Below are 16725 nucleotides of genomic sequence, written 5' to 3'. Positions count from 1 at the left end.
TAATAATGCAAGAAAGTATTCAACTGGTTATTGATTCTCTGCCGTACCTGCTGAAAGGTGCGGTATTTACGTTGCAGCTCAGTATCGGCGGGATGTTCTTTGGGCTGGTACTGGGATTTATACTGGCCTTAATGCGCTTGTCGCCTGTCCTGCCGGTGCGCTGGCTGGCGCGCTTTTATATCTCCGTGTTTCGCGGTACGCCGCTTATCGCCCAGCTCTTTATGATCTACTACGGCTTACCGCAGTTCGGAATCGAGCTGGATCCGATCCCGGCGGCGATGATTGGCCTGTCGCTCAATACCGCGGCGTACACCTCCGAAACCCTGCGTGCGGCCATCTCCTCCATTGACAAAGGGCAGTGGGAAGCGGCGGCCAGTATCGGGATGACGCCCTGGCAGACGCTGCGCCGGGCCATCCTGCCGCAGGCGGCACGCGTGGCGCTTCCGCCGCTCAGCAACAGCTTTATCAGCCTGGTGAAAGATACCTCCCTGGCGGCAACGATTCAGGTTCCGGAGCTTTTCCGTCAGGCACAGCTCATCACCTCCCGTACGCTTGAGGTCTTTACCATGTATCTGGCCGCCTCGCTGATTTACTGGGTGATGGCGACGGTGCTCTCTGCTCTGCAAAACTACTTCGAAAACCAGCTTAACCGCCAGGAGCGTGATCCAAAATGAGTGCAATTGACGTCAAAAACCTGGTGAAGAAATTCCACGGTCAAACGGTGCTCCACGGGATCGATCTGGAGGTCGAGCAGGGCGAAGTGGTGGCGATTATTGGACCGAGCGGTTCGGGTAAGACGACGCTGCTGCGCAGCATTAACCTGCTTGAACAGCCGGAAGGCGGTACCATCCGGGTCGGGGAGATCACGATTGATACCGGGAAATCCATCAGCCAACAGAAAGGGTTGATTCGCCGCCTGCGCCAGCATGTCGGCTTTGTTTTCCAGAACTTCAACCTTTTCCCGCATCGTACTGTGCTGGAGAACATCATCGAAGGGCCGGTGATCGTTAAAGGTGAGCCAAAAGAAGAAGCGACGGCGCGGGCTCGCGAACTGCTCGCCAAGGTCGGGCTGGCGGGGAAAGAGACCAGCTATCCGCGTCGCCTGTCGGGCGGGCAGCAGCAGCGCGTGGCGATTGCGCGCGCGCTGGCGATGCGCCCGGACGTGATCCTGTTTGATGAACCGACCTCTGCGCTCGATCCGGAACTGGTGGGCGAGGTGCTGAACACCATTCGCCAGCTGGCACAGGAGAAACGTACGATGGTGATCGTGACCCATGAAATGAGCTTTGCGCGCGATGTCGCTGACAGAGCCATCTTTATGGATCAGGGACGGATTGTGGAGCAGGGGCCAGCGAAAAGCCTGTTCGCTAACCCTCAACAGCCGCGAACCCGTCAATTCCTTGAAAAATTCCTTATGCAGTAGCATTTTTGCACGCATTTGCTCCAGAAATTGACTCTGGAGCAAATTATTCTCCCTCTGCGCGAGGGCTTCTGTTTTTTTATTCCATCCAGATCGGATAAACCTTATCGATAGTAAAGTTAATTGTGCTATTGCCGATATTTTGTGGCTAGAAAAAAGTTTTATGTGTTAGCTTATATTCACCATAATAATGATTATCTGTTCAGAGGCTTCATTTAGTAAGTATGAAGGATTTAGACTTTTTCACCTGGCGACGGGATTGCTCCCTCCGGTTTCAGGAATTGACCTGTGCCGCCGAGGTATATCAGGAGCTGGAGCGACAAACTCAGGCGCTGGAATTCGATTATTACGCGCTCTGCGTGCGCCATCCCGTGCCATTTACCCGCCCTAAGATCTCCCTGCAAACCACTTACCCAAAGTTGTGGATGGCGCAATATCAATCCGCGAACTATTTCGCGATTGATCCGGTTTTAAAACCGGAGAATTTCATTCAGGGCCATCTCCCCTGGACAGATGCATTATTCGCCGAGGCGCAGGAATTATGGCACAGCGCCCAGGATCACGGTTTACGCTCGGGAATAACGCAGTGCCTGATGCTGCCAAATCATGCGCTTGGTTTCCTGTCAGTGTCTCGTACGCGTGTACAGGAAGGGCCATTAGCCCATGAAGAAATAGAGCTGCGGTTGCAAATGCTGGTGCAAATGGCCTTAACCTCGCTGATGCGTTTTGACGATGAGATGGTCATGCCGCCGGAAATGAAATTCAGCAAGCGCGAGCGTGAAATTCTGAAATGGACTGCGGAAGGGAAGACGTCAGCGGAAATAGCGATCATTCTCTCGATCTCAGAGAATACCGTTAACTTCCATCAGAAGAATATGCAGAAGAAATTCAACGCGCCCAACAAGACGCAGATCGCGTGCTATGCGGCGGCAACGGGACTGATTTGACGCAGTAAAACGTTCTGCGTGACAGACGAGCGAACGGCTGAATGCACTGCATCCAGCCGTTTTTTGTTACTGGCGGTACGCTTGCTTGATTTGCTTAACGGTGTTAGCAAATACCGCTGATTCAGCCTGGTCTTCCATCTCCGCGATTTGTTTTTCCATTTTAATGATCACACGACCGGCATCAGCCTGGCCCATCGCCTGCAGCATCAGCGTTAGCAGCGCTTTCAGGCAGTTTACTTCCTGTGCCAGTTCCTGGTTATTCTCCGCAGTGGCAAATTCAGGTGTGCTCATTTATTTTCCTCATTATTAAACGGCGCTAAAGCGCGACGACGAAAGTCAAGGCGGCGGAGTATACCACAAGCTGAAGCAAAAAATGCAGCGGTTGTTTTTCGTACTTTTACGCCGATGTTTAATTGCGTAAACAGATCGTACCGGTAAACTCAACCCGCTTAATGATTATTAATTGTTTAGGTCGGGTTCGCTTGCCGTTAATTATTGTTACAAAAAGTTGAACCCTGTTTTTGCGCAGGTTAAGCCAGCCCGTTTTTTGTAACTTTTTGAATACAGATGGTTAAAAAAAGCTGCAAGAGCCCAGAATGCACGGGCTCTCTTTCCACCACCTGTACAGCCTAATTTCCAAAAACGAGAGCAAAATCGAATAGCCGGTTTTTTAACGTTTTAATCTTGTCAGGAAAACCGTTAATATAAACCAAATTATCACACAGTAGCGTTATCCCTATTCTGGAGACATTTCCTTTGATCAACGTCCTTCTTGTTGATGACCACGAACTGGTGCGCGCAGGGATACGACGCATTCTTGAAGATATTAAAGGTATTAAAGTTGCCGGTGAGGCATGCTGTGGCGAAGATGCGGTAAAATGGTGCCGTACCCACTCCGCCGATGTGGTGCTGATGGATATGAACATGCCCGGTATCGGTGGTCTTGAAGCAACACGCAAAATCGCGCGTACCTTTGTAGACACTAAAGTCATCATGCTGACGGTGCATACCGAAAATCCACTGCCCGCGAAAGTGATGCAGGCGGGCGCGGCGGGTTACCTGAGTAAAGGTGCTGCACCGCAGGAGGTCGTCAATGCTATCCGTTCCGTGTTTGCCGGACAGCGTTATATTGCGTCCGACATCGCACAGCAGATGGCGCTGAGCCAGATCGAGCCCGAGAAAACCGAATCACCCTTTGCCAGTTTGTCCGAGCGTGAATTGCAGATTATGCTGATGATCACCAAAGGTCAGAAGGTGAATGAGATCTCGGAACAGCTGAATCTCAGCCCGAAAACGGTAAACAGCTATCGTTATCGGATGTTCAGTAAACTGAACATTCATGGTGACGTCGAACTGACGCATCTGGCCATCCGACATGGTTTGTGTAATGCGGAGACGTTGTTAAGTCAGTGAGTGATGTGTTCGATTCAAAAGCTTTTCTGAAAACCGTAACCAGCCAGCCTGGCGTCTATCGCATGTATGACGCTGGCGGTACGGTTATCTATGTGGGGAAGGCAAAAGATCTTAAAAAACGCCTTTCCAGCTATTTTCGCAGCAACCTGGCCTCCCGTAAGACCGAAGCGCTGGTCTCACTCATCCAGAATATTGATGTTACCGTCACGCACACGGAGACAGAAGCGCTGCTGCTTGAGCACAACTATATTAAGCTCTACCAGCCGCGCTACAACGTCCTGCTGCGTGATGATAAATCCTATCCGTTTATCTTTCTGAGCGGAGACACCCATCCGCGCCTCGCCATGCACCGTGGCGCAAAACATGCGAAGGGTGAATATTTCGGGCCGTTCCCCAACGGCTATGCCGTGCGAGAAACGCTGGCGCTGCTGCAAAAAATCTTCCCGATCCGCCAGTGTGAAAACAGCGTTTACCGTAACCGTTCGCGCCCGTGCCTGCAGTACCAGATTGGCCGCTGCCTGGGGCCGTGCGTGGCCGGGCTGGTCAGTGAAGACGAGTATGCCCAGCAGGTGGAGTATGTGCGCCTGTTCTTAGCCGGCAAGGACGATCAGGTCTTAACCCAGCTGATTGCGCGGATGGAAAAAGCCAGCGCCGCACTCGAGTTCGAAGAGGCCGCGCGTATCCGCGACCAAATCCAGGCGGTGCGCAGAGTGACTGAGAAACAGTTTGTCTCAAATACCGGTGACGATCTCGACGTCATCGGCGTGGCCTTTGACGCCGGAATGGCCTGCGTGCACGTGCTGTTTATTCGCCAGGGCAAAGTGCTCGGCAGCCGCAGCTATTTCCCGAAGGTCCCTGGCGGTACCGAACTGGGCGAAGTGGTGGAAACCTTTGTCGGCCAGTTCTATCTGCAGGGGAGCCAGATGCGCACGCTGCCTTCTGAGATCCTGCTCGATTTTAATCTTGACGATAAAACCCTGCTGGCCGATTCGCTCTCTGAACTGGCGGGGCGCCGGGTCAATGTTCAAACCAAACCGCGCGGCGATCGCGCGCGCTATCTGAAGCTGGCGCGGACCAACGCGGCAACGGCGCTGAGCACGAAGCTGTCGCAGCAGTCGACGGTGCACCAGCGTTTAACGGCCCTGGCGGCGCTGCTGAAGCTTCCGGAAGTGAAACGGATGGAGTGTTTCGACATCAGCCATACGATGGGTGAACAGACGGTCGCGTCCTGCGTGGTATTTGATGCTAACGGTCCGCTGCGCGCCGAGTATCGCCGCTATAACATCACCGGCATCACGCCGGGCGATGACTATGCGGCGATGAATCAGGTGCTGCGTCGTCGCTATGGTAAAGCCATAGAAGAGAGCAAGATCCCCGATGTGATCCTGATTGACGGCGGGAAAGGGCAGCTCGGCCAGGCGAAAGCGGTATTTGAATCGCTTGATGTCAGCTGGGATAAAAACCATCCGCTGCTGCTGGGCGTCGCAAAAGGGGCCGATCGTAAGGCCGGTCTGGAGACACTGTTCTTCGAGCCGGAAGGTGAGGGCTTCAGCCTGCCGCCGGACTCTCCGGCGCTGCACGTCATTCAGCATATTCGCGATGAATCGCACGATCACGCCATCAGCGGTCACCGCAAAAAACGGGCGAAGGTGAAAAACACCAGCTCACTCGAGACGATCGAAGGCGTGGGGCCAAAACGTCGCCAGATGCTGCTGAAGTATATGGGCGGATTGCAAGGATTACTCAACGCCAGCATGGAGGAAATTGCAAAAGTGCCGGGTATTTCGCAAGGGCTGGCAGAAAAGATCTACTACTCGTTGAAACATTGAGGGCTCTGTAGCAACATAGAGCTAAATTTTACTGACAACAAATAGTTACCGTCACTATGCAATATAACATCCCTACGTTGCTCACTCTTTTTCGTGTCGTACTCATCCCGTTCTTTGTGCTGGCGTTTTACCTGCCGGTTGTCTGGGCACCCTTTGCCTGCGCATTGATCTTCCTTATTGCAGCGGTAACAGACTGGTTTGATGGCTATCTGGCCCGCCGCTGGAATCAAAGCACCCGTTTTGGCGCTTTCCTCGATCCGGTGGCGGATAAGGTGATGGTTGCTATCGCGATGGTGCTGGTGGCCGAGCACTATCACACCTGGTGGGTGACGCTGCCTGCGGCAACCATGATCGGCCGTGAGATTATTATCTCTGCGCTGCGCGAGTGGATGGCGGAACTGGGGAAACGCAGCAGCGTGGCGGTCTCGTGGATTGGTAAAGTGAAAACGACGGCGCAGATGGCGGCGCTGGTCTGGATGCTGTGGCGTCCGAACGCCTGGGTTGAGTGGGCGGGGATTGGCCTCCTGTGGGTGGCGGCAGTGCTGACGCTGTGGTCAATGCTGCAATATTTGAACGCTGCGCGCGGAGATTTGCTTGATCAGTGATCGTTTCGCCGTAATTTTCAGCAAACGATCCGGGGATGCAAAAAATAACGTTGACTCATAACGTCATATCAGTAGAATGCAACGCATCGAACGGCGGCACAGCAAGCCGGACGATAATGAAATCAAGTGGTTAGAGATTTACTTGATGACATGCGGGAATAGCTCAGTTGGTAGAGCACGACCTTGCCAAGGTCGGGGTCGCGAGTTCGAGTCTCGTTTCCCGCTCCAGATTAAAGACATGCGCATTAGCGGGTGTCAGTTTGAAAAGTTTTACGGCGCGTTAGCAAAGCGGTTATGTAGCGGATTGCAAATCCGTCTAGTCCGGTTCGACTCCGGAACGCGCCTCCACTTTCTTCCCTGGCCGGATGGTGGAATCGGTAGACACAAGGGATTTAAAATCCCTCGGCGTTCGCGCTGTGTGGGTTCAAGTCCCACTCCGGCTACCATGGGAAAACAAAGAATAATCAAAGCAATAAGCAGTGTCGTGAAACCACCGAAAGGTGGTTTTTTTGTGCCTCTGGCTTAGCGCGAAGTGAGCGTATCTCATCGTCATCACGATCGTGCTGTGCCCGGAAATTTGCTGCCATACCAGAACGTTAAACCTAACTCTCTAATATCAAGCCCGGAAAGCAGGGCGATTTTCAGCTAACCTGCAACCAATCTTAAACAAACATTTCACTCGCCAGACACAGGTTGCCGCTGCTGATAAGCTGGTTGGTATCCACCCTGGAGAGCGGAAGGTTATTGTCATGCAATATGAAGAACAGCAGCTTATCAACGGCCTTTTCGAGCGTCTTAAACAGGCCGGACAACAAAACAGCCAACGGGATGCAGATGCAGAGCATCAGATCGCTGAATTTGTCAGACAGCAGCCTGCGGCCCCCTACTATATGGCGCAGTCGATTTTGATTCAGGAAGCGGCGCTGAAACGCCTGCAGGCCCGGGTTCAGGAGCTTGAAAGCGAATTAGCCGCGCAAAAAAGCAAACCCTCGACGGGCGGCAGTTTCCTCGGCGGCCTGTTTGGTGGCGGGAAAAGTAACCCGCAGCTTGACAACAGCTGGAATGCCCAGCCGCAACAGCCGCCGGCGCAGGATTACTCTCGGGCGCCAGCGTCGGCTACTCGCGGCGGTGGTTTTATGGCTGGCGCGCTCCAGACAGCCGCTGGCGTGGCCGGTGGCATCGCGCTTGCTGAGATGCTTACCAGCATGTTCCATCAGTCGCGGCCGGAAGAGATCGTGAACATCATCGAAGAGCCGACAATGCCCGTCGGTGGTGAACCGTTTGTCGGTAGTCAATACGGCGATGTTGATAACGTCTCTGACACCCGTTTCCTCAACCAGAACGATCCGTTCGGCAATAATAACGACGCCTGGCAGAACGACAATGTAGATGACGACTACAGCAATGACGACGACAGTTTTATTTAACGACGCTATCGTGAAACCACAGAAATGAAGTGAACCCCGAAAGTTGGACATCCAATGATTAGGGGTTTTGCGTTTCTGAATCAAAAAAACCTTTGAGGCTAAGCCTGAAGGCTCATAAATCACATTCTTTTTACTGCTTTTCTTACTAACAAACCTGTAAGAATTGCCGGAAGCAATCCAAACAAAGAGGCGATATCGGCTAACGTATCCTCCAGTTCTTCTATCCCGTATGTCCCGAAATGGTCCATCACGGCATAAGCCCATTCGGCAGGTGTCACATCACACCCCGCCCAAATACGCCTTTCTCACTTCCTGATTCCCCAGCAATTCCTCACCGCTGCCGCTCAGCCGGATCTGTCCGTTCACCATCACATACCCGCGGTCAGACAGCTTCAACGCATGGTGCGCATTCTGCTCCACCAGAAAAATGGTCATGCCGCTTCGGGCCAGCTCGCGCAGCGTCTGGAAGATCTGCTTCACCACAATCGGGGCTAAGCCCAGGCTGGGCTCATCCAGCAGCAGCAGCTTCGGACGGCTCATCAGCGCCCGGGCGATCGCCAGCATCTGCTGTTCTCCGCCGGACATGGTCATCGCGCGCTGTTTACGTCGCTCTTTAAGGCGAGGGAAAAGGTCGAACATGGTTTGCATGTCTTCAGCCGCAAACTGATTGCCGATGGGAATGGTCCCCATCAGCAGGTTCTCTTCCACGGTCATATCGGGGAAGATTCGTCGCCCCTCCGGTGCCTGCGCAATGCCGCCGGACGCAACGTAGTGGGTGGATTGATGGCTGATGTCTTCACCACAGAACAGGATCTGCCCGCTGCGGATACGGGGCTGGCCGAAGATGGACATCAGCAATGTCGATTTACCCGCACCGTTTGCGCCAATCAGCGCCACGGTTTCCCCCTTATTCACCTCAAGAGAGACCTGCTTCAGCGCCTGAATGACGCCGTAAAACACATCCACCTCGCGAAAAGCCAGCAGCGGTTCGCTCATAGGGAGACCTCGCTTTCATCCGTACCCAGGTAGGCGGCAATGACCTTTTCATCATGCTGGATCTGCTCGGGTTTCCCCCTGGCAATCACATCGCCGTGGTCGAGCACGATAATGTCGTCCGAAATGTCCATCACCATCCCCATATCATGCTCAATCAGCAATACCGTGATGTCGTGATGATCCCGCAGAAAGCGAATAATGCCGCTCAGCTTATGCGTTTCAACCGGGTTAAGCCCCGCGGCGGGTTCATCCAGACAGATCATTTCCGGCCCGGTACACATTGCCCGCGCGATTTCCAGTCGCCGCTGCTGGCCGTACGACATTTCTCCCGCCAGGCGATTGGCGCACTCCACCAGATCCACTACTTCCAGCCAGTAGAAGGCTCTGTCCAGGGCGTCGCTTTCCGCCCGCCGGTATGCCGGCGTATTTAAGATCCCGGCGAGCAGATTACGGTTAACGCGCATATGCTGCGCGACCAGCAGGTTTTCCACGACCGACATCTCGCGAAAAAGGCGGATATTTTGAAACGTGCGCGCCAGCCCGGCACGGTTGACCAGGTGGGTTCCGCCGAACATTTTGTAGAAAAGACGCTGCCCGAACTGCGCGGGGTTAATCCAGTCACCCGGCTGGAATTTTTGCCCGAGGACCTGAATCACGTTGGTCGTTTTATGGCGGGTATTAAACAAAATGTTGCCGCCGGAGGCTCTGTAGAAGCCCGTCAGGCAGTTAAACACGGTTGTTTTTCCCGCCCCGTTGGGGCCAATCAGGGCGGTAATGGAGCCGCGCTGCACGTCCAGGTTGACGTCGTTTAGCGCCTTAATCCCGCCAAAATGCATCATCAGATGCTCAACGCGTAATATCGTTTCGTTCATGGTGCGACGCCCTTACGCACGGCAAACCCGCTGCGGTTAATGCGGATCAAACCGCGTGGACGCCAGATCATCATCACCACCATCAGCATGCCAAACAGCAGGACGCGGTACTCGGCAAAACTGCGCAGCAGCTCCGGCGTTACCGTGAGCACAAAGGCGGCCAGCACTACGCCCAGCGTAGAACCCATACCGCCCAGCACCACAATGGCGAGGATCAATGCCGATTCAAAGAAGGTAAAGGAGGTCGGATTCACGAACCCCTGATAGGTGGCGAAGAACACCCCGGCAATGCCTGCGGTGGACGCGCCCAGCGTAAAGGCGGAAAGCTTAACCAGAACATGATTCAACCCCATTGAGCGGCAGGCAATTTCGTCTTCGCGCAGGGCTTCCCACGCCCGACCAATCGGCATGCGCGTCAGGCGGTGCTTGATATAAAGCACCAGCATCACCACCAGAAACAGCACCGCGTAGATAAAGATAAACTTCATGTTCGGGTTGTAGGTCAGGTGGAAAAACTCGTGGAAGGGCACGCCGCCTTCTTTTGCGCGTCGCCCAAACTCAAGACCGAAAAAGGTGGGGGGAGGGGCAGACACGCCGTTGGGGCCGCCGGTGAAGGTCAGCCAGTTGTTCAGTATCAGGCGAATGATCTCCCCGAAGCCGAGGGTGACGATGGCCAGATAGTCACCGTGCATGCGCAGTACCGGGAAGCCGAGCAGGGCACCTGCGGCAGCGGCCATGATTGCCGCGAGCGGCAGCATGCTCCAGAAGCCCAGGCCGAGATACTGGTATCCCAGCGCCAGGCCGTACGCACCAATCGCATAGAACGCGACATACCCCAGATCCAGCAGACCGGCCAGGCCCACGACGATGTTCAGCCCCAGACCGAGAAGCACGTAGATCAGCCCCAGAATGGCGACGGTCAGAACATACTTGGTGGCGACAAACGGAAAGCAAATCGCAAGGGTAATCACCAGGGGAATAATCCAGCGCATGCGGCTTTTATATTCCGGGGGGCGGACATATACGCCCGCGCTGTCGGCCTCGAAGCGCGCCTGGAAACGAGCACCTGCAGCGGTACCTAAAAAAGCGCTCAGCAGAAAACGCCCCGCCATGACGATACCGACCATCCAGGCCAGGCGCTGCCCGGCGAAGGTAAAGCTATACCCGTCCAGCACCACGCCCGCGATAGGGCCGAAGATAATCAGCGCAATCAGCCCGGAAAAAATTGAATCCAGAATGCAGCGTTTAAGTGAAAAACCGTGTGATGTCATCGTTCTCTCCCTCACACTTTGGCCACAATCGGGCGCCCGAGCAGCCCCTGAGGGCGGAAAATCAGGATCATCACCAGCAAGCCAAACGAGAAGACGTCTTTATAGTCCGAGTTCACCATGCCCGAGAACTGCGCTTCCGCCACGCCCAGGATAAGGCCACCGAGCATGGCGCCGGGGAGGGAGCCGATGCCGCCCAGTACCGCCGCCGTGAAAGCTTTAATGCCGATCACGAACCCGACGTAGAAATCAAAGGTGCCGTAGTTCATGGTGATCAGCACCCCCGCCAGGCCCGCCATCGCCGCGCCGATGACGAAGACCAGCGAAATAATCCGGTCGGTGTTAATCCCCAGAATGGAGGCCATTTTGCGATCCTGCTGCACCGCACGGCACATCCGCCCCAGCCGGGTACGGTTGATTATCCAGGTGAGCACCAGCATGCCGGCAAACGAGGCCACCAGAATAAACACTTTGGTGTAGGTTATCTGCACGAACCCTTCGCCCAGATGCAGGCGAATCACGCCGTCCAGCATGGTTGGTACCCCTTGCTGGCGCGGGCCCTGGCTCAGCTGCGCGTAGTTTTGCAGGATAAGCGATATCCCGATGGCGGAGATCAGCGGTGCCAGGCGCGTGGAGTTGCGCAGCGGCTTATAGGCGATACGCTCGATGGTCCAGCCGTACACCCCGGTGACCACAATGGTGAACACCAGCGTGCCGAGGATCAGCAGCGGGAAGGACTGCAGGCCGAAGAATGAGAGCAGCGCCAGGCCAATGGCGCAGAGATAGGCGGAAATCATATACACTTCGCCGTGGGCGAAATTAATCATGCCGATAATGCCGTACACCATGGTGTAGCCGATGGCGATCAGGCCGTAGACGGAACCCAGCGTTAAGCCATTGATTAACTGTTGCAGGAAGAATGTACTCATTTTAGCGCGCTCGTTTTATAGGCTGCGCGAGCCGCGCAGCCTGATGTTTATTACGCGCCGACGGGCGAGCCCATCGACGTTGAGCGTGACTCCGTCCCGTTACTCCACTTCCTTATATTTTCCTTTGTCGTCCCACTGGTAAACCACGTAGTCAGAGACTTTCAGATCGCCTTTGCTGTCCCAGGCTTTTTTGCCCATCACCGTGTCGACGGAATTGGCCTTCAGCCACTCGCTGGCTTTGGCAGAGTCCTTGCCGCCGGTGGCCTTGAAGGCCGCGGCAATCGCCTGTACCGAGGCGTAGGAGTAGAGGGTGTAACCTTCCGGCTCGAATTTACCGGCGCGGAATTTCTCGATTACCGCTTTGCCGTCCGGGATCAGGCGCGGATCTTTACCGAAGGTCATGTAAATGCCATTGGTATATTGCGGGCCGCCCGCCGCGGTCACCATCTCTTCGTTGACGATACAGTCCCCGGAGAAGAATTTCGCCTGCACGCCCTGCTCACGCATCTGGCGAACCAGCGGGCCGGCTTCCGGATGACAGCCACCGAAGAACACGACGTCTGGTTTTTGCGCGCCGATCTTAGTGACCAGCGCGTTAAAGTCTTTTTCACCGCGGGATAACCCCTCGTACATCACATCCTGAACCCCGCGTTTCGCCAGCGCCGCTTTGGTGGCGTCAGCCAGGCCCTGACCATAGGTGTCTTTATCGTGAATAATCACCACCCGTTTGGCTTTCAGCTTGTCGATGATGAAGTCGCTGGCCACCTGGCCCTGCTGGTCATCGCGGCCGCACATGCGGAACATGTCGCTCATGCCGCGTTCGGTAATCAGCGGGTTGGTTGAACCGGGGGTAATAGCGATGATCCCCGCATCGCTGTAAACCTCGGAGGCGGGCATGGTGGAAGAGGAGCAGAAATGACCGACCACGGCGTTGACTTTATCCTGGTCGACTAAGCGGTTGGCCACCGCCACCGCCTGCTTAGGCTCGCAGGCGTCATCCCCCTGAACCAGTTTGATCTTCTCGCCGTTAATGCCGCCGGCGGCGTTAATGTCTTCAGCGGCCTGCGTTGCGCCGTGCCAGTACTGATCGCCATAGGTGGCATTAGGACCCGTGAACGGCCCGGCCACGCCAATCACGATATCTGCCCTGGCGGAAAACGCCGTCACCAGGCAACCGGCCAACACGAGAGAAAGCGGAGTTCTGATAAATTTCAGCGACATTATTATGTTCCTTAGCAAAGAGGTTTTTGCACCACGGCGTAAACCCGAACGCCCGGCGGCGCAGCCAATCCGAAACACGAGCAAGAACAAAATGCACTAAACGAACAAGATACAGACGGCATCCTGCATATACGGCGAGGTTTCCCTGCGCAGCGTCGCGCGAAGAACATTAAGCAAAAACATTGCCAGAATGGTTAACCCATTGACGGGCCTGTGACATGTTTGAGTATAGAGCGCCGCGTTATGCCGCCTTGCGGGAGGAGAAGAAATTACAGCGGAGATCACATATCGTTAACAATAAAGCCCATAAGTTGTGCAAAGGTCACGATTTGCACGTTTTTGCAGCAATAAAGACCTAAACTTCAGCCCGGAGAGGCGTGAGATATGTGTTAGGATCGTTTCCTTTTTATCAGGAGTGTCAGCGATGACTGAAGGCCCATTAAATGAAAGCGAAATGGCGTGGCTTGAAGAGACGTTAATCTCTTACGGTCATGACGATGCGTCCGTGCTTGACGTGTCTGAACTGGACGGCATGTTTACCGCAGTGCTTTCCGGTCCTGTTGTCGTTGAGCCAGATACCTGGCTGGTGGCGGTGTGGGGTGGCGAGAAATACATTCCGCGCTGGAAAAACGATCGCGAGATGAACCGTTTTATCGATCTTTGCTTTAAGCATATGAACGATATTGCCGAGCGCCTGAGCGAATATCCGGACCAGTTTGAACCGATGTTTGGCTATAACGACATTGACGGTGAGAGCTATACCGTGGTGGAAGAGTGGTGCTACGGCTACATGCGCGGCGTGGCGCTGACGGACTGGTCAGCCTTGCCGGACGAGCTGAAGGCCGATCTGGATGTGATTGCGCTGCACGGTAGCGAAGAGATCGGCGACCAGCTGGATGAATTGACCGAAGAAGAATATACCGCCAGCATTGAACGTATTCAGCCTGCGGCGCTGCGCTTGTATAACTACTGGGTGAACAATCCGCAGCAGCCGGAAGTGAAGAAGCCGATGGTGAACGGCACGAAGGTTGGGCGTAACGATCCGTGTCCTTGCGGCAGCGGGAAGAAGTTCAAGAGCTGCTGTTTGCACTGATAAAAAAGGGGCTGATGACAGCCCCTTTTTTATTAACCCACTTCCGGCAGCATCCCGGCTGCAATCAGTACCTGCACCAGAATAATCACTACCCCGCAGCCAAACACAATGCACAGCAGCGGTTTTCCCCCCGCCACGCGGTAACCCTGCTGCGGATGCTGCTGGCGGCTCTTCCACGCCAGCAGGGAAGGGAGGAGCAGGGCAAGGACCGAGAGCGCCACCCCCGCGTACCCCAGCGCCATCACAAACCCGCGTGGATAAAACAGCGCAAAGGCCAGCGGCGGCAGGAAGGTGATGGCCCCGGTCTGTAATCGTCCTGCGGCGGTATTGCGGCGCTGGAACAGGTCGGCCAGATAGTCAAACAGGCCAAGCGCCACGCCCAGAAACGAGGTTGCCAGCGCCAGGTCGGCAAAGAGGTGTACCGCCAGCTCCACGTGCGGGGAGGTGACGACCTCGCGCAGCGCCAGCAGAAAACCGTTCAGGCCTGCGTGCTGTGCCATCAGGCCAATAAAGGTTGAAGAGTCGATGCTGCCCAGGGTCACCAGCTGCCAGAAAATGTAGGCAATCAGCGGGATCGCGCTGCCGATAACAAAGACGCGGCGCAGCTTGCGAATATCGCCGTTCATATAGCTGACGATGCTCGGCACGCTGCCGTGGAAGCCAAACGAGGTGAAAATGACCGGGATGGCGGAAAGCGCCAGCCCTTTTTCCAGCGGTAGCGTCAGCAGGTTGATCTTGTGCACGTGCGGTGCCAGCAGGACCAGCATGACAATCAGGAACAGAATTTTGGCGCTGAACAGGAAACGGTTAAACAGATCGACCAGCGATGTTCCCACACAGACCACGCCGCCGCCGATGAGCGCAAAGAAGATAGCGCCCGTCGCCGGGGTAATGTCAGAGCCAAACCAGTCGTTAACGCTTGAGGCGATCAGCTCCCCGGCCCCGCTGATGTAGGCGGCGGTCAGGGCGTACATCAGGAACATCATGCTGAAGCCGGTTATCCACTGGCCGTAGCGTCCCAGGTAGCGCGCCGCGAGGGAACCCAGACCGGTATCGGCGGGCACATGCTGGTAAACCTCAAGCAACAGCAGGGCGGTGTAGCACATCAGCGCCCAGAGCGTCCCCAGCAGCAGCAGGGTCATGCCAAATCCCACGCCCGCGGCTGCCAGAGGCATTGCCAGCATTCCTGCGCCAATCGTCGTTCCGGCGACGATAAAAATACTTCCCAGAGTTCTGTTTTTCACGCTTTCCTCTACAACGCTTCTTAACCGCGACAAAATCTGCGGCGCAGAGTAAGGGAAAAGCCGTAACTCGTCAAATCACCGTTACAAGCAGTGTAATGAATGCTTTACACATTATTGTTCCTCTGACCCTTTATAGGCTTCCGCCTACTACATGAGGGCAATGTTGCTGAGCAACATTTCGGCGTAACGTAAACAATAAATATAAATTATCAAATAAAGTGAGGGTTTTATGGCGGAGGAGAATCCTTTTACCGCGGCATGGAGCCGTGGAGGCAACCTGTTGTGCCATGGCCACTGGATAATCCACTGGCAGAACCAGCTCCTGATACTCCCGGAGTCCCGCCGCGAAAAAGATATGGGCACCTGGGGAATCTATTCGGTTATTGATCCTGAGGATGAGACCTTTGCACAAGGCTTACAGGAAGATGAGTGGATCATAGCGAATGTCGACTGGTTGACGGATATGTTCTACGAGAGGGGTATTGCGCTGGAGACGGCCAGCTACCGCTATTTTTACCAGGCCGTGAATCCTCACGACTGGCGCTGCACCAGCTGCGCTGGGTGTATGTAAATTAACGCGGTGCAGGGAACCCGCACCGCGCTGAAATTAATTCTGCGTATCCAGCGTGGAAAGTTCTTTATCAATAAAGTAAAGACCTTCGCCTGATTTCCCCACCAGAGATAATTTATCCAGCACGGATTTAAACAGCTTCTCTTCTTCATGCTGTTCGGCGACATACCACTGCAGGAAATTGAAGGTTGGATAATCCTGGCTGGTCATTGCGGCATGAACCAGTTCGTTAATTTTCTGGGTGATCAGCTGCTCGTGCTCGTAGGTGGCGCGGAACAGTTCATCGAGAGAATTATATTCAGCAAATGGGGATGCCACGGTTTCAATGCGTGGCAGGCTGCCGGTATCCGTCAGATAATCAAACAGACGCTGCATGTGGGTCATCTCTTCCTGCGCGTGACGACGCAGAAACGCGGCAGCGCCTTCAAAGCTGTGATAGCTGCACCAGGCGCTCATCTGCTGGTAGAGAAGGGATGAATACAGCTCAAGATTCATTTGTGCGTTGAGCTTGTCGATCATTTCAGTTTTCAGCATGGTGGCGCTCCGGGTTATTATTTCTGGTTCACAATGAGCGACACTATAATTTGTTATTTAATTATTTGCAAAACGTAAAATATTTATTTTATTTATTTAAAATACGAATGGGAATAAAACGCATTGGCGATTTTATCATTTATTAATGAGAATTGTTTTTGTTCGTAATGAAATAAACTGCCAGCTTGCGCTGGCAGTCTGGAATAATACCACGGATTGTTTGACTTAGGGAAGTTGCGATTAAGTGGTCCGCAGCTCCCGATATGACGCCCCAAACCGTCCTTTATCGACGTCCTGTGGCTCAATTTTCCAATTTTCAGCCCAAAATCGTCTCTTCGTGGCTGATTTTGGCCCTG

The 16725-nt window shown here is 54.4% G+C and carries 19 protein-coding genes, 3 tRNA genes and 1 pseudogene; 12 read left to right on the top strand and 11 right to left on the bottom strand.

All coding sequences use genetic code 11. The features are described from left to right. Positions 1–5 precede the first annotated feature (5 nt). From tcyL to sdiA, 3 genes are all read left to right on the top strand, one after another. Positions 6–674, top strand: a complete 669-nt coding sequence (gene tcyL, locus ACOTXT_RS18050; protein ID WP_008500342.1) for a cystine ABC transporter permease — start codon at positions 6–8, stop codon at positions 672–674. After that, the gene (tcyN, locus tag ACOTXT_RS18045) at positions 671–1423 is read left to right on the top strand and encodes an L-cystine ABC transporter ATP-binding protein TcyN (RefSeq protein ID WP_008500343.1); all 753 of its coding nucleotides are present in this window, start codon (positions 671–673) and stop codon (positions 1421–1423) included. Before tcyL ends, tcyN begins: the two co-directional genes overlap by 4 nt. Positions 1424–1644: 221 nt before the next feature. After that, positions 1645–2367: a transcriptional regulator SdiA gene (gene sdiA / locus ACOTXT_RS18040; RefSeq protein WP_008500344.1), complete on the top strand. Its 723-nt coding sequence runs from the start codon at positions 1645–1647 to the stop codon at positions 2365–2367. A 66-nt stretch (positions 2368–2433) separates the two neighbouring features. Here sdiA and ACOTXT_RS18035 read toward each other — a convergent pair whose 3' ends face one another. After that, the gene (locus ACOTXT_RS18035) at positions 2434–2658 is read right to left on the bottom strand and encodes a DUF2594 family protein (protein WP_008500345.1); all 225 of its coding nucleotides are present in this window, start codon (positions 2656–2658) and stop codon (positions 2434–2436) included. Between the two features lie 25 nt (positions 2659–2683). Continuing rightward, positions 2684–2752 (bottom strand): annotated as a pseudogene (locus ACOTXT_RS18030) (hypothetical protein); the annotation flags it as partial. A gap of 371 nt (positions 2753–3123) precedes the next feature. On the opposite strand from ACOTXT_RS18030, the gene uvrY reads away from it, so the two are divergent. The 7 genes from uvrY (at position 3124) to ACOTXT_RS17995 (ending at position 7641) form a co-directional block, all read left to right on the top strand. Beyond that, positions 3124–3780, top strand: a complete 657-nt coding sequence (gene uvrY, locus ACOTXT_RS18025; RefSeq protein WP_008500346.1) for a UvrY/SirA/GacA family response regulator transcription factor — start codon at positions 3124–3126, stop codon at positions 3778–3780. Next, positions 3777–5609 (top strand): excinuclease ABC subunit UvrC, encoded by a 1833-nt coding sequence (gene uvrC / locus ACOTXT_RS18020; RefSeq protein WP_039024164.1) that lies wholly within the window; start codon positions 3777–3779, stop codon positions 5607–5609. Before uvrY ends, uvrC begins: the two co-directional genes overlap by 4 nt. Before the next feature lie 56 nt (positions 5610–5665). After that, positions 5666–6214 (top strand): CDP-diacylglycerol--glycerol-3-phosphate 3-phosphatidyltransferase, encoded by a 549-nt coding sequence (gene pgsA / locus ACOTXT_RS18015; RefSeq protein ID WP_008500348.1) that lies wholly within the window; start codon positions 5666–5668, stop codon positions 6212–6214. A gap of 152 nt (positions 6215–6366) precedes the next feature. Then, positions 6367–6442, top strand: a tRNA-Gly gene (locus ACOTXT_RS18010). A 46-nt stretch (positions 6443–6488) separates the two neighbouring features. Next, positions 6489–6562 (top strand) — tRNA-Cys (locus ACOTXT_RS18005). Positions 6563–6573: 11 nt separating this feature from the next. Beyond that, a tRNA-Leu gene (locus tag ACOTXT_RS18000) sits at positions 6574–6660 on the top strand. Positions 6661–6963: 303 nt separating this feature from the next. Beyond that, positions 6964–7641, top strand: coding sequence for a DUF2076 domain-containing protein (locus tag ACOTXT_RS17995; protein WP_055322349.1), 678 nt, complete (start codon positions 6964–6966; stop codon positions 7639–7641). Between the two features lie 119 nt (positions 7642–7760). Here ACOTXT_RS17995 and ACOTXT_RS17990 read toward each other — a convergent pair whose 3' ends face one another. The 6 genes from ACOTXT_RS17990 to ACOTXT_RS17965 all read right to left on the bottom strand — a co-directional run bounded on the left by ACOTXT_RS17990 (position 7761) and on the right by ACOTXT_RS17965 (position 12927). Continuing rightward, entirely contained in the window at positions 7761–7919 is a 159-nt protein-coding gene (locus ACOTXT_RS17990) for a hypothetical protein (RefSeq protein WP_154816487.1), read from the bottom strand. A 1-nt stretch (position 7920) separates the two neighbouring features. Beyond that, positions 7921–8637: an ABC transporter ATP-binding protein gene (locus ACOTXT_RS17985; RefSeq protein ID WP_008500393.1), complete on the bottom strand. Its 717-nt coding sequence runs from the start codon at positions 8635–8637 to the stop codon at positions 7921–7923. Continuing rightward, positions 8634–9509 (bottom strand): ATP-binding cassette domain-containing protein, encoded by an 876-nt coding sequence (locus tag ACOTXT_RS17980; protein ID WP_021240464.1) that lies wholly within the window; start codon positions 9507–9509, stop codon positions 8634–8636. Before ACOTXT_RS17980 ends, ACOTXT_RS17985 begins: the two co-directional genes overlap by 4 nt. Further along, positions 9506–10780, bottom strand: a complete 1275-nt coding sequence (gene livM, locus ACOTXT_RS17975) for a high-affinity branched-chain amino acid ABC transporter permease LivM (RefSeq protein ID WP_049121416.1) — start codon at positions 10778–10780, stop codon at positions 9506–9508. The genes ACOTXT_RS17980 and livM overlap by 4 nt, the downstream gene beginning before the upstream one ends. Positions 10781–10791: 11 nt before the next feature. Next, a complete protein-coding gene (locus tag ACOTXT_RS17970; RefSeq protein WP_008500397.1) occupies positions 10792–11706 on the bottom strand; it encodes an ABC transporter permease subunit in 915 nt (304 codons plus the stop codon). Between the two features lie 99 nt (positions 11707–11805). Beyond that, complete coding sequence (locus tag ACOTXT_RS17965; protein ID WP_008500398.1) at positions 11806–12927, bottom strand: branched-chain amino acid ABC transporter substrate-binding protein; 1122 nt, start codon at positions 12925–12927, stop codon at positions 11806–11808. 424 nt (positions 12928–13351) lie between these two features. Between ACOTXT_RS17965 and ACOTXT_RS17960 the strand changes: the two genes are divergently transcribed. Then, on the top strand, positions 13352–14020 hold the full coding sequence (locus tag ACOTXT_RS17960) for a YecA family protein (protein ID WP_008500399.1): 669 nt from the start codon (positions 13352–13354) through the stop codon (positions 14018–14020). 32 nt (positions 14021–14052) lie between these two features. Here the strand turns inward: ACOTXT_RS17960 and tyrP are convergent, their stop codons facing one another. Next, on the bottom strand, positions 14053–15264 hold the full coding sequence (tyrP, locus tag ACOTXT_RS17955; RefSeq protein WP_100121871.1) for a tyrosine transporter TyrP: 1212 nt from the start codon (positions 15262–15264) through the stop codon (positions 14053–14055). 229 nt (positions 15265–15493) lie between these two features. On the opposite strand from tyrP, the gene ACOTXT_RS17950 reads away from it, so the two are divergent. Next, positions 15494–15835: a hypothetical protein gene (locus ACOTXT_RS17950; protein ID WP_032652521.1), complete on the top strand. Its 342-nt coding sequence runs from the start codon at positions 15494–15496 to the stop codon at positions 15833–15835. 36 nt (positions 15836–15871) lie between these two features. On the opposite strand, the gene ftnA is transcribed toward ACOTXT_RS17950, so the two are convergent. Together ftnA and ACOTXT_RS17940 are read right to left on the bottom strand one after the other, a co-directional pair. Next, positions 15872–16369 carry a non-heme ferritin gene (gene ftnA / locus ACOTXT_RS17945; RefSeq protein WP_008500403.1) on the bottom strand — a complete coding sequence of 166 codons (498 nt, stop codon included), beginning with the start codon at positions 16367–16369 and terminating at the stop codon, positions 15872–15874. Positions 16370–16461: 92 nt separating this feature from the next. Further along, a partial coding sequence (locus ACOTXT_RS17940; protein WP_421625375.1) for a hypothetical protein occupies positions 16462–16725 on the bottom strand: 264 nt, incomplete at its 5' end.

The sequence above is a fragment of the Enterobacter cloacae complex sp. IR5422 genome, assembly GCF_049238165.1.
Classification (GTDB): domain Bacteria; phylum Pseudomonadota; class Gammaproteobacteria; order Enterobacterales; family Enterobacteriaceae; genus Enterobacter; species Enterobacter roggenkampii.
Note: the sequence above shows the minus strand (reverse complement) of the source record. Positions and strands in the feature narration are given on the sequence as shown.

Excerpts from the sequence above, each read along its gene's own strand:
- tcyL (WP_008500342.1), top strand. The coding sequence starts at position 6 with ATGCAAGAAAGTATTCAACTGGTTATTGATTCTCTGCCGTACCTGCTG.
- tcyN (WP_008500343.1), top strand. The coding sequence starts at position 671 with ATGAGTGCAATTGACGTCAAAAACCTGGTGAAGAAATTCCACGGTCAA.
- sdiA (WP_008500344.1), top strand. The coding sequence starts at position 1,645 with ATGAAGGATTTAGACTTTTTCACCTGGCGACGGGATTGCTCCCTCCGG.
- ACOTXT_RS18035 (WP_008500345.1), bottom strand. The coding sequence starts at position 2,658 with ATGAGCACACCTGAATTTGCCACTGCGGAGAATAACCAGGAACTGGCA.
- pgsA (WP_008500348.1), top strand. The coding sequence starts at position 5,666 with ATGCAATATAACATCCCTACGTTGCTCACTCTTTTTCGTGTCGTACTC.
- ACOTXT_RS17995 (WP_055322349.1), top strand. The coding sequence starts at position 6,964 with ATGCAATATGAAGAACAGCAGCTTATCAACGGCCTTTTCGAGCGTCTT.
- ACOTXT_RS17985 (WP_008500393.1), bottom strand. The coding sequence starts at position 8,637 with ATGAGCGAACCGCTGCTGGCTTTTCGCGAGGTGGATGTGTTTTACGGC.
- ACOTXT_RS17980 (WP_021240464.1), bottom strand. The coding sequence starts at position 9,509 with ATGAACGAAACGATATTACGCGTTGAGCATCTGATGATGCATTTTGGC.
- livM (WP_049121416.1), bottom strand. The coding sequence starts at position 10,780 with ATGACATCACACGGTTTTTCACTTAAACGCTGCATTCTGGATTCAATT.
- ACOTXT_RS17970 (WP_008500397.1), bottom strand. The coding sequence starts at position 11,706 with ATGAGTACATTCTTCCTGCAACAGTTAATCAATGGCTTAACGCTGGGT.
- ACOTXT_RS17965 (WP_008500398.1), bottom strand. The coding sequence starts at position 12,927 with ATGTCGCTGAAATTTATCAGAACTCCGCTTTCTCTCGTGTTGGCCGGT.
- ACOTXT_RS17960 (WP_008500399.1), top strand. The coding sequence starts at position 13,352 with ATGACTGAAGGCCCATTAAATGAAAGCGAAATGGCGTGGCTTGAAGAG.
- ACOTXT_RS17950 (WP_032652521.1), top strand. The coding sequence starts at position 15,494 with ATGGCGGAGGAGAATCCTTTTACCGCGGCATGGAGCCGTGGAGGCAAC.
- ftnA (WP_008500403.1), bottom strand. The coding sequence starts at position 16,369 with ATGCTGAAAACTGAAATGATCGACAAGCTCAACGCACAAATGAATCTT.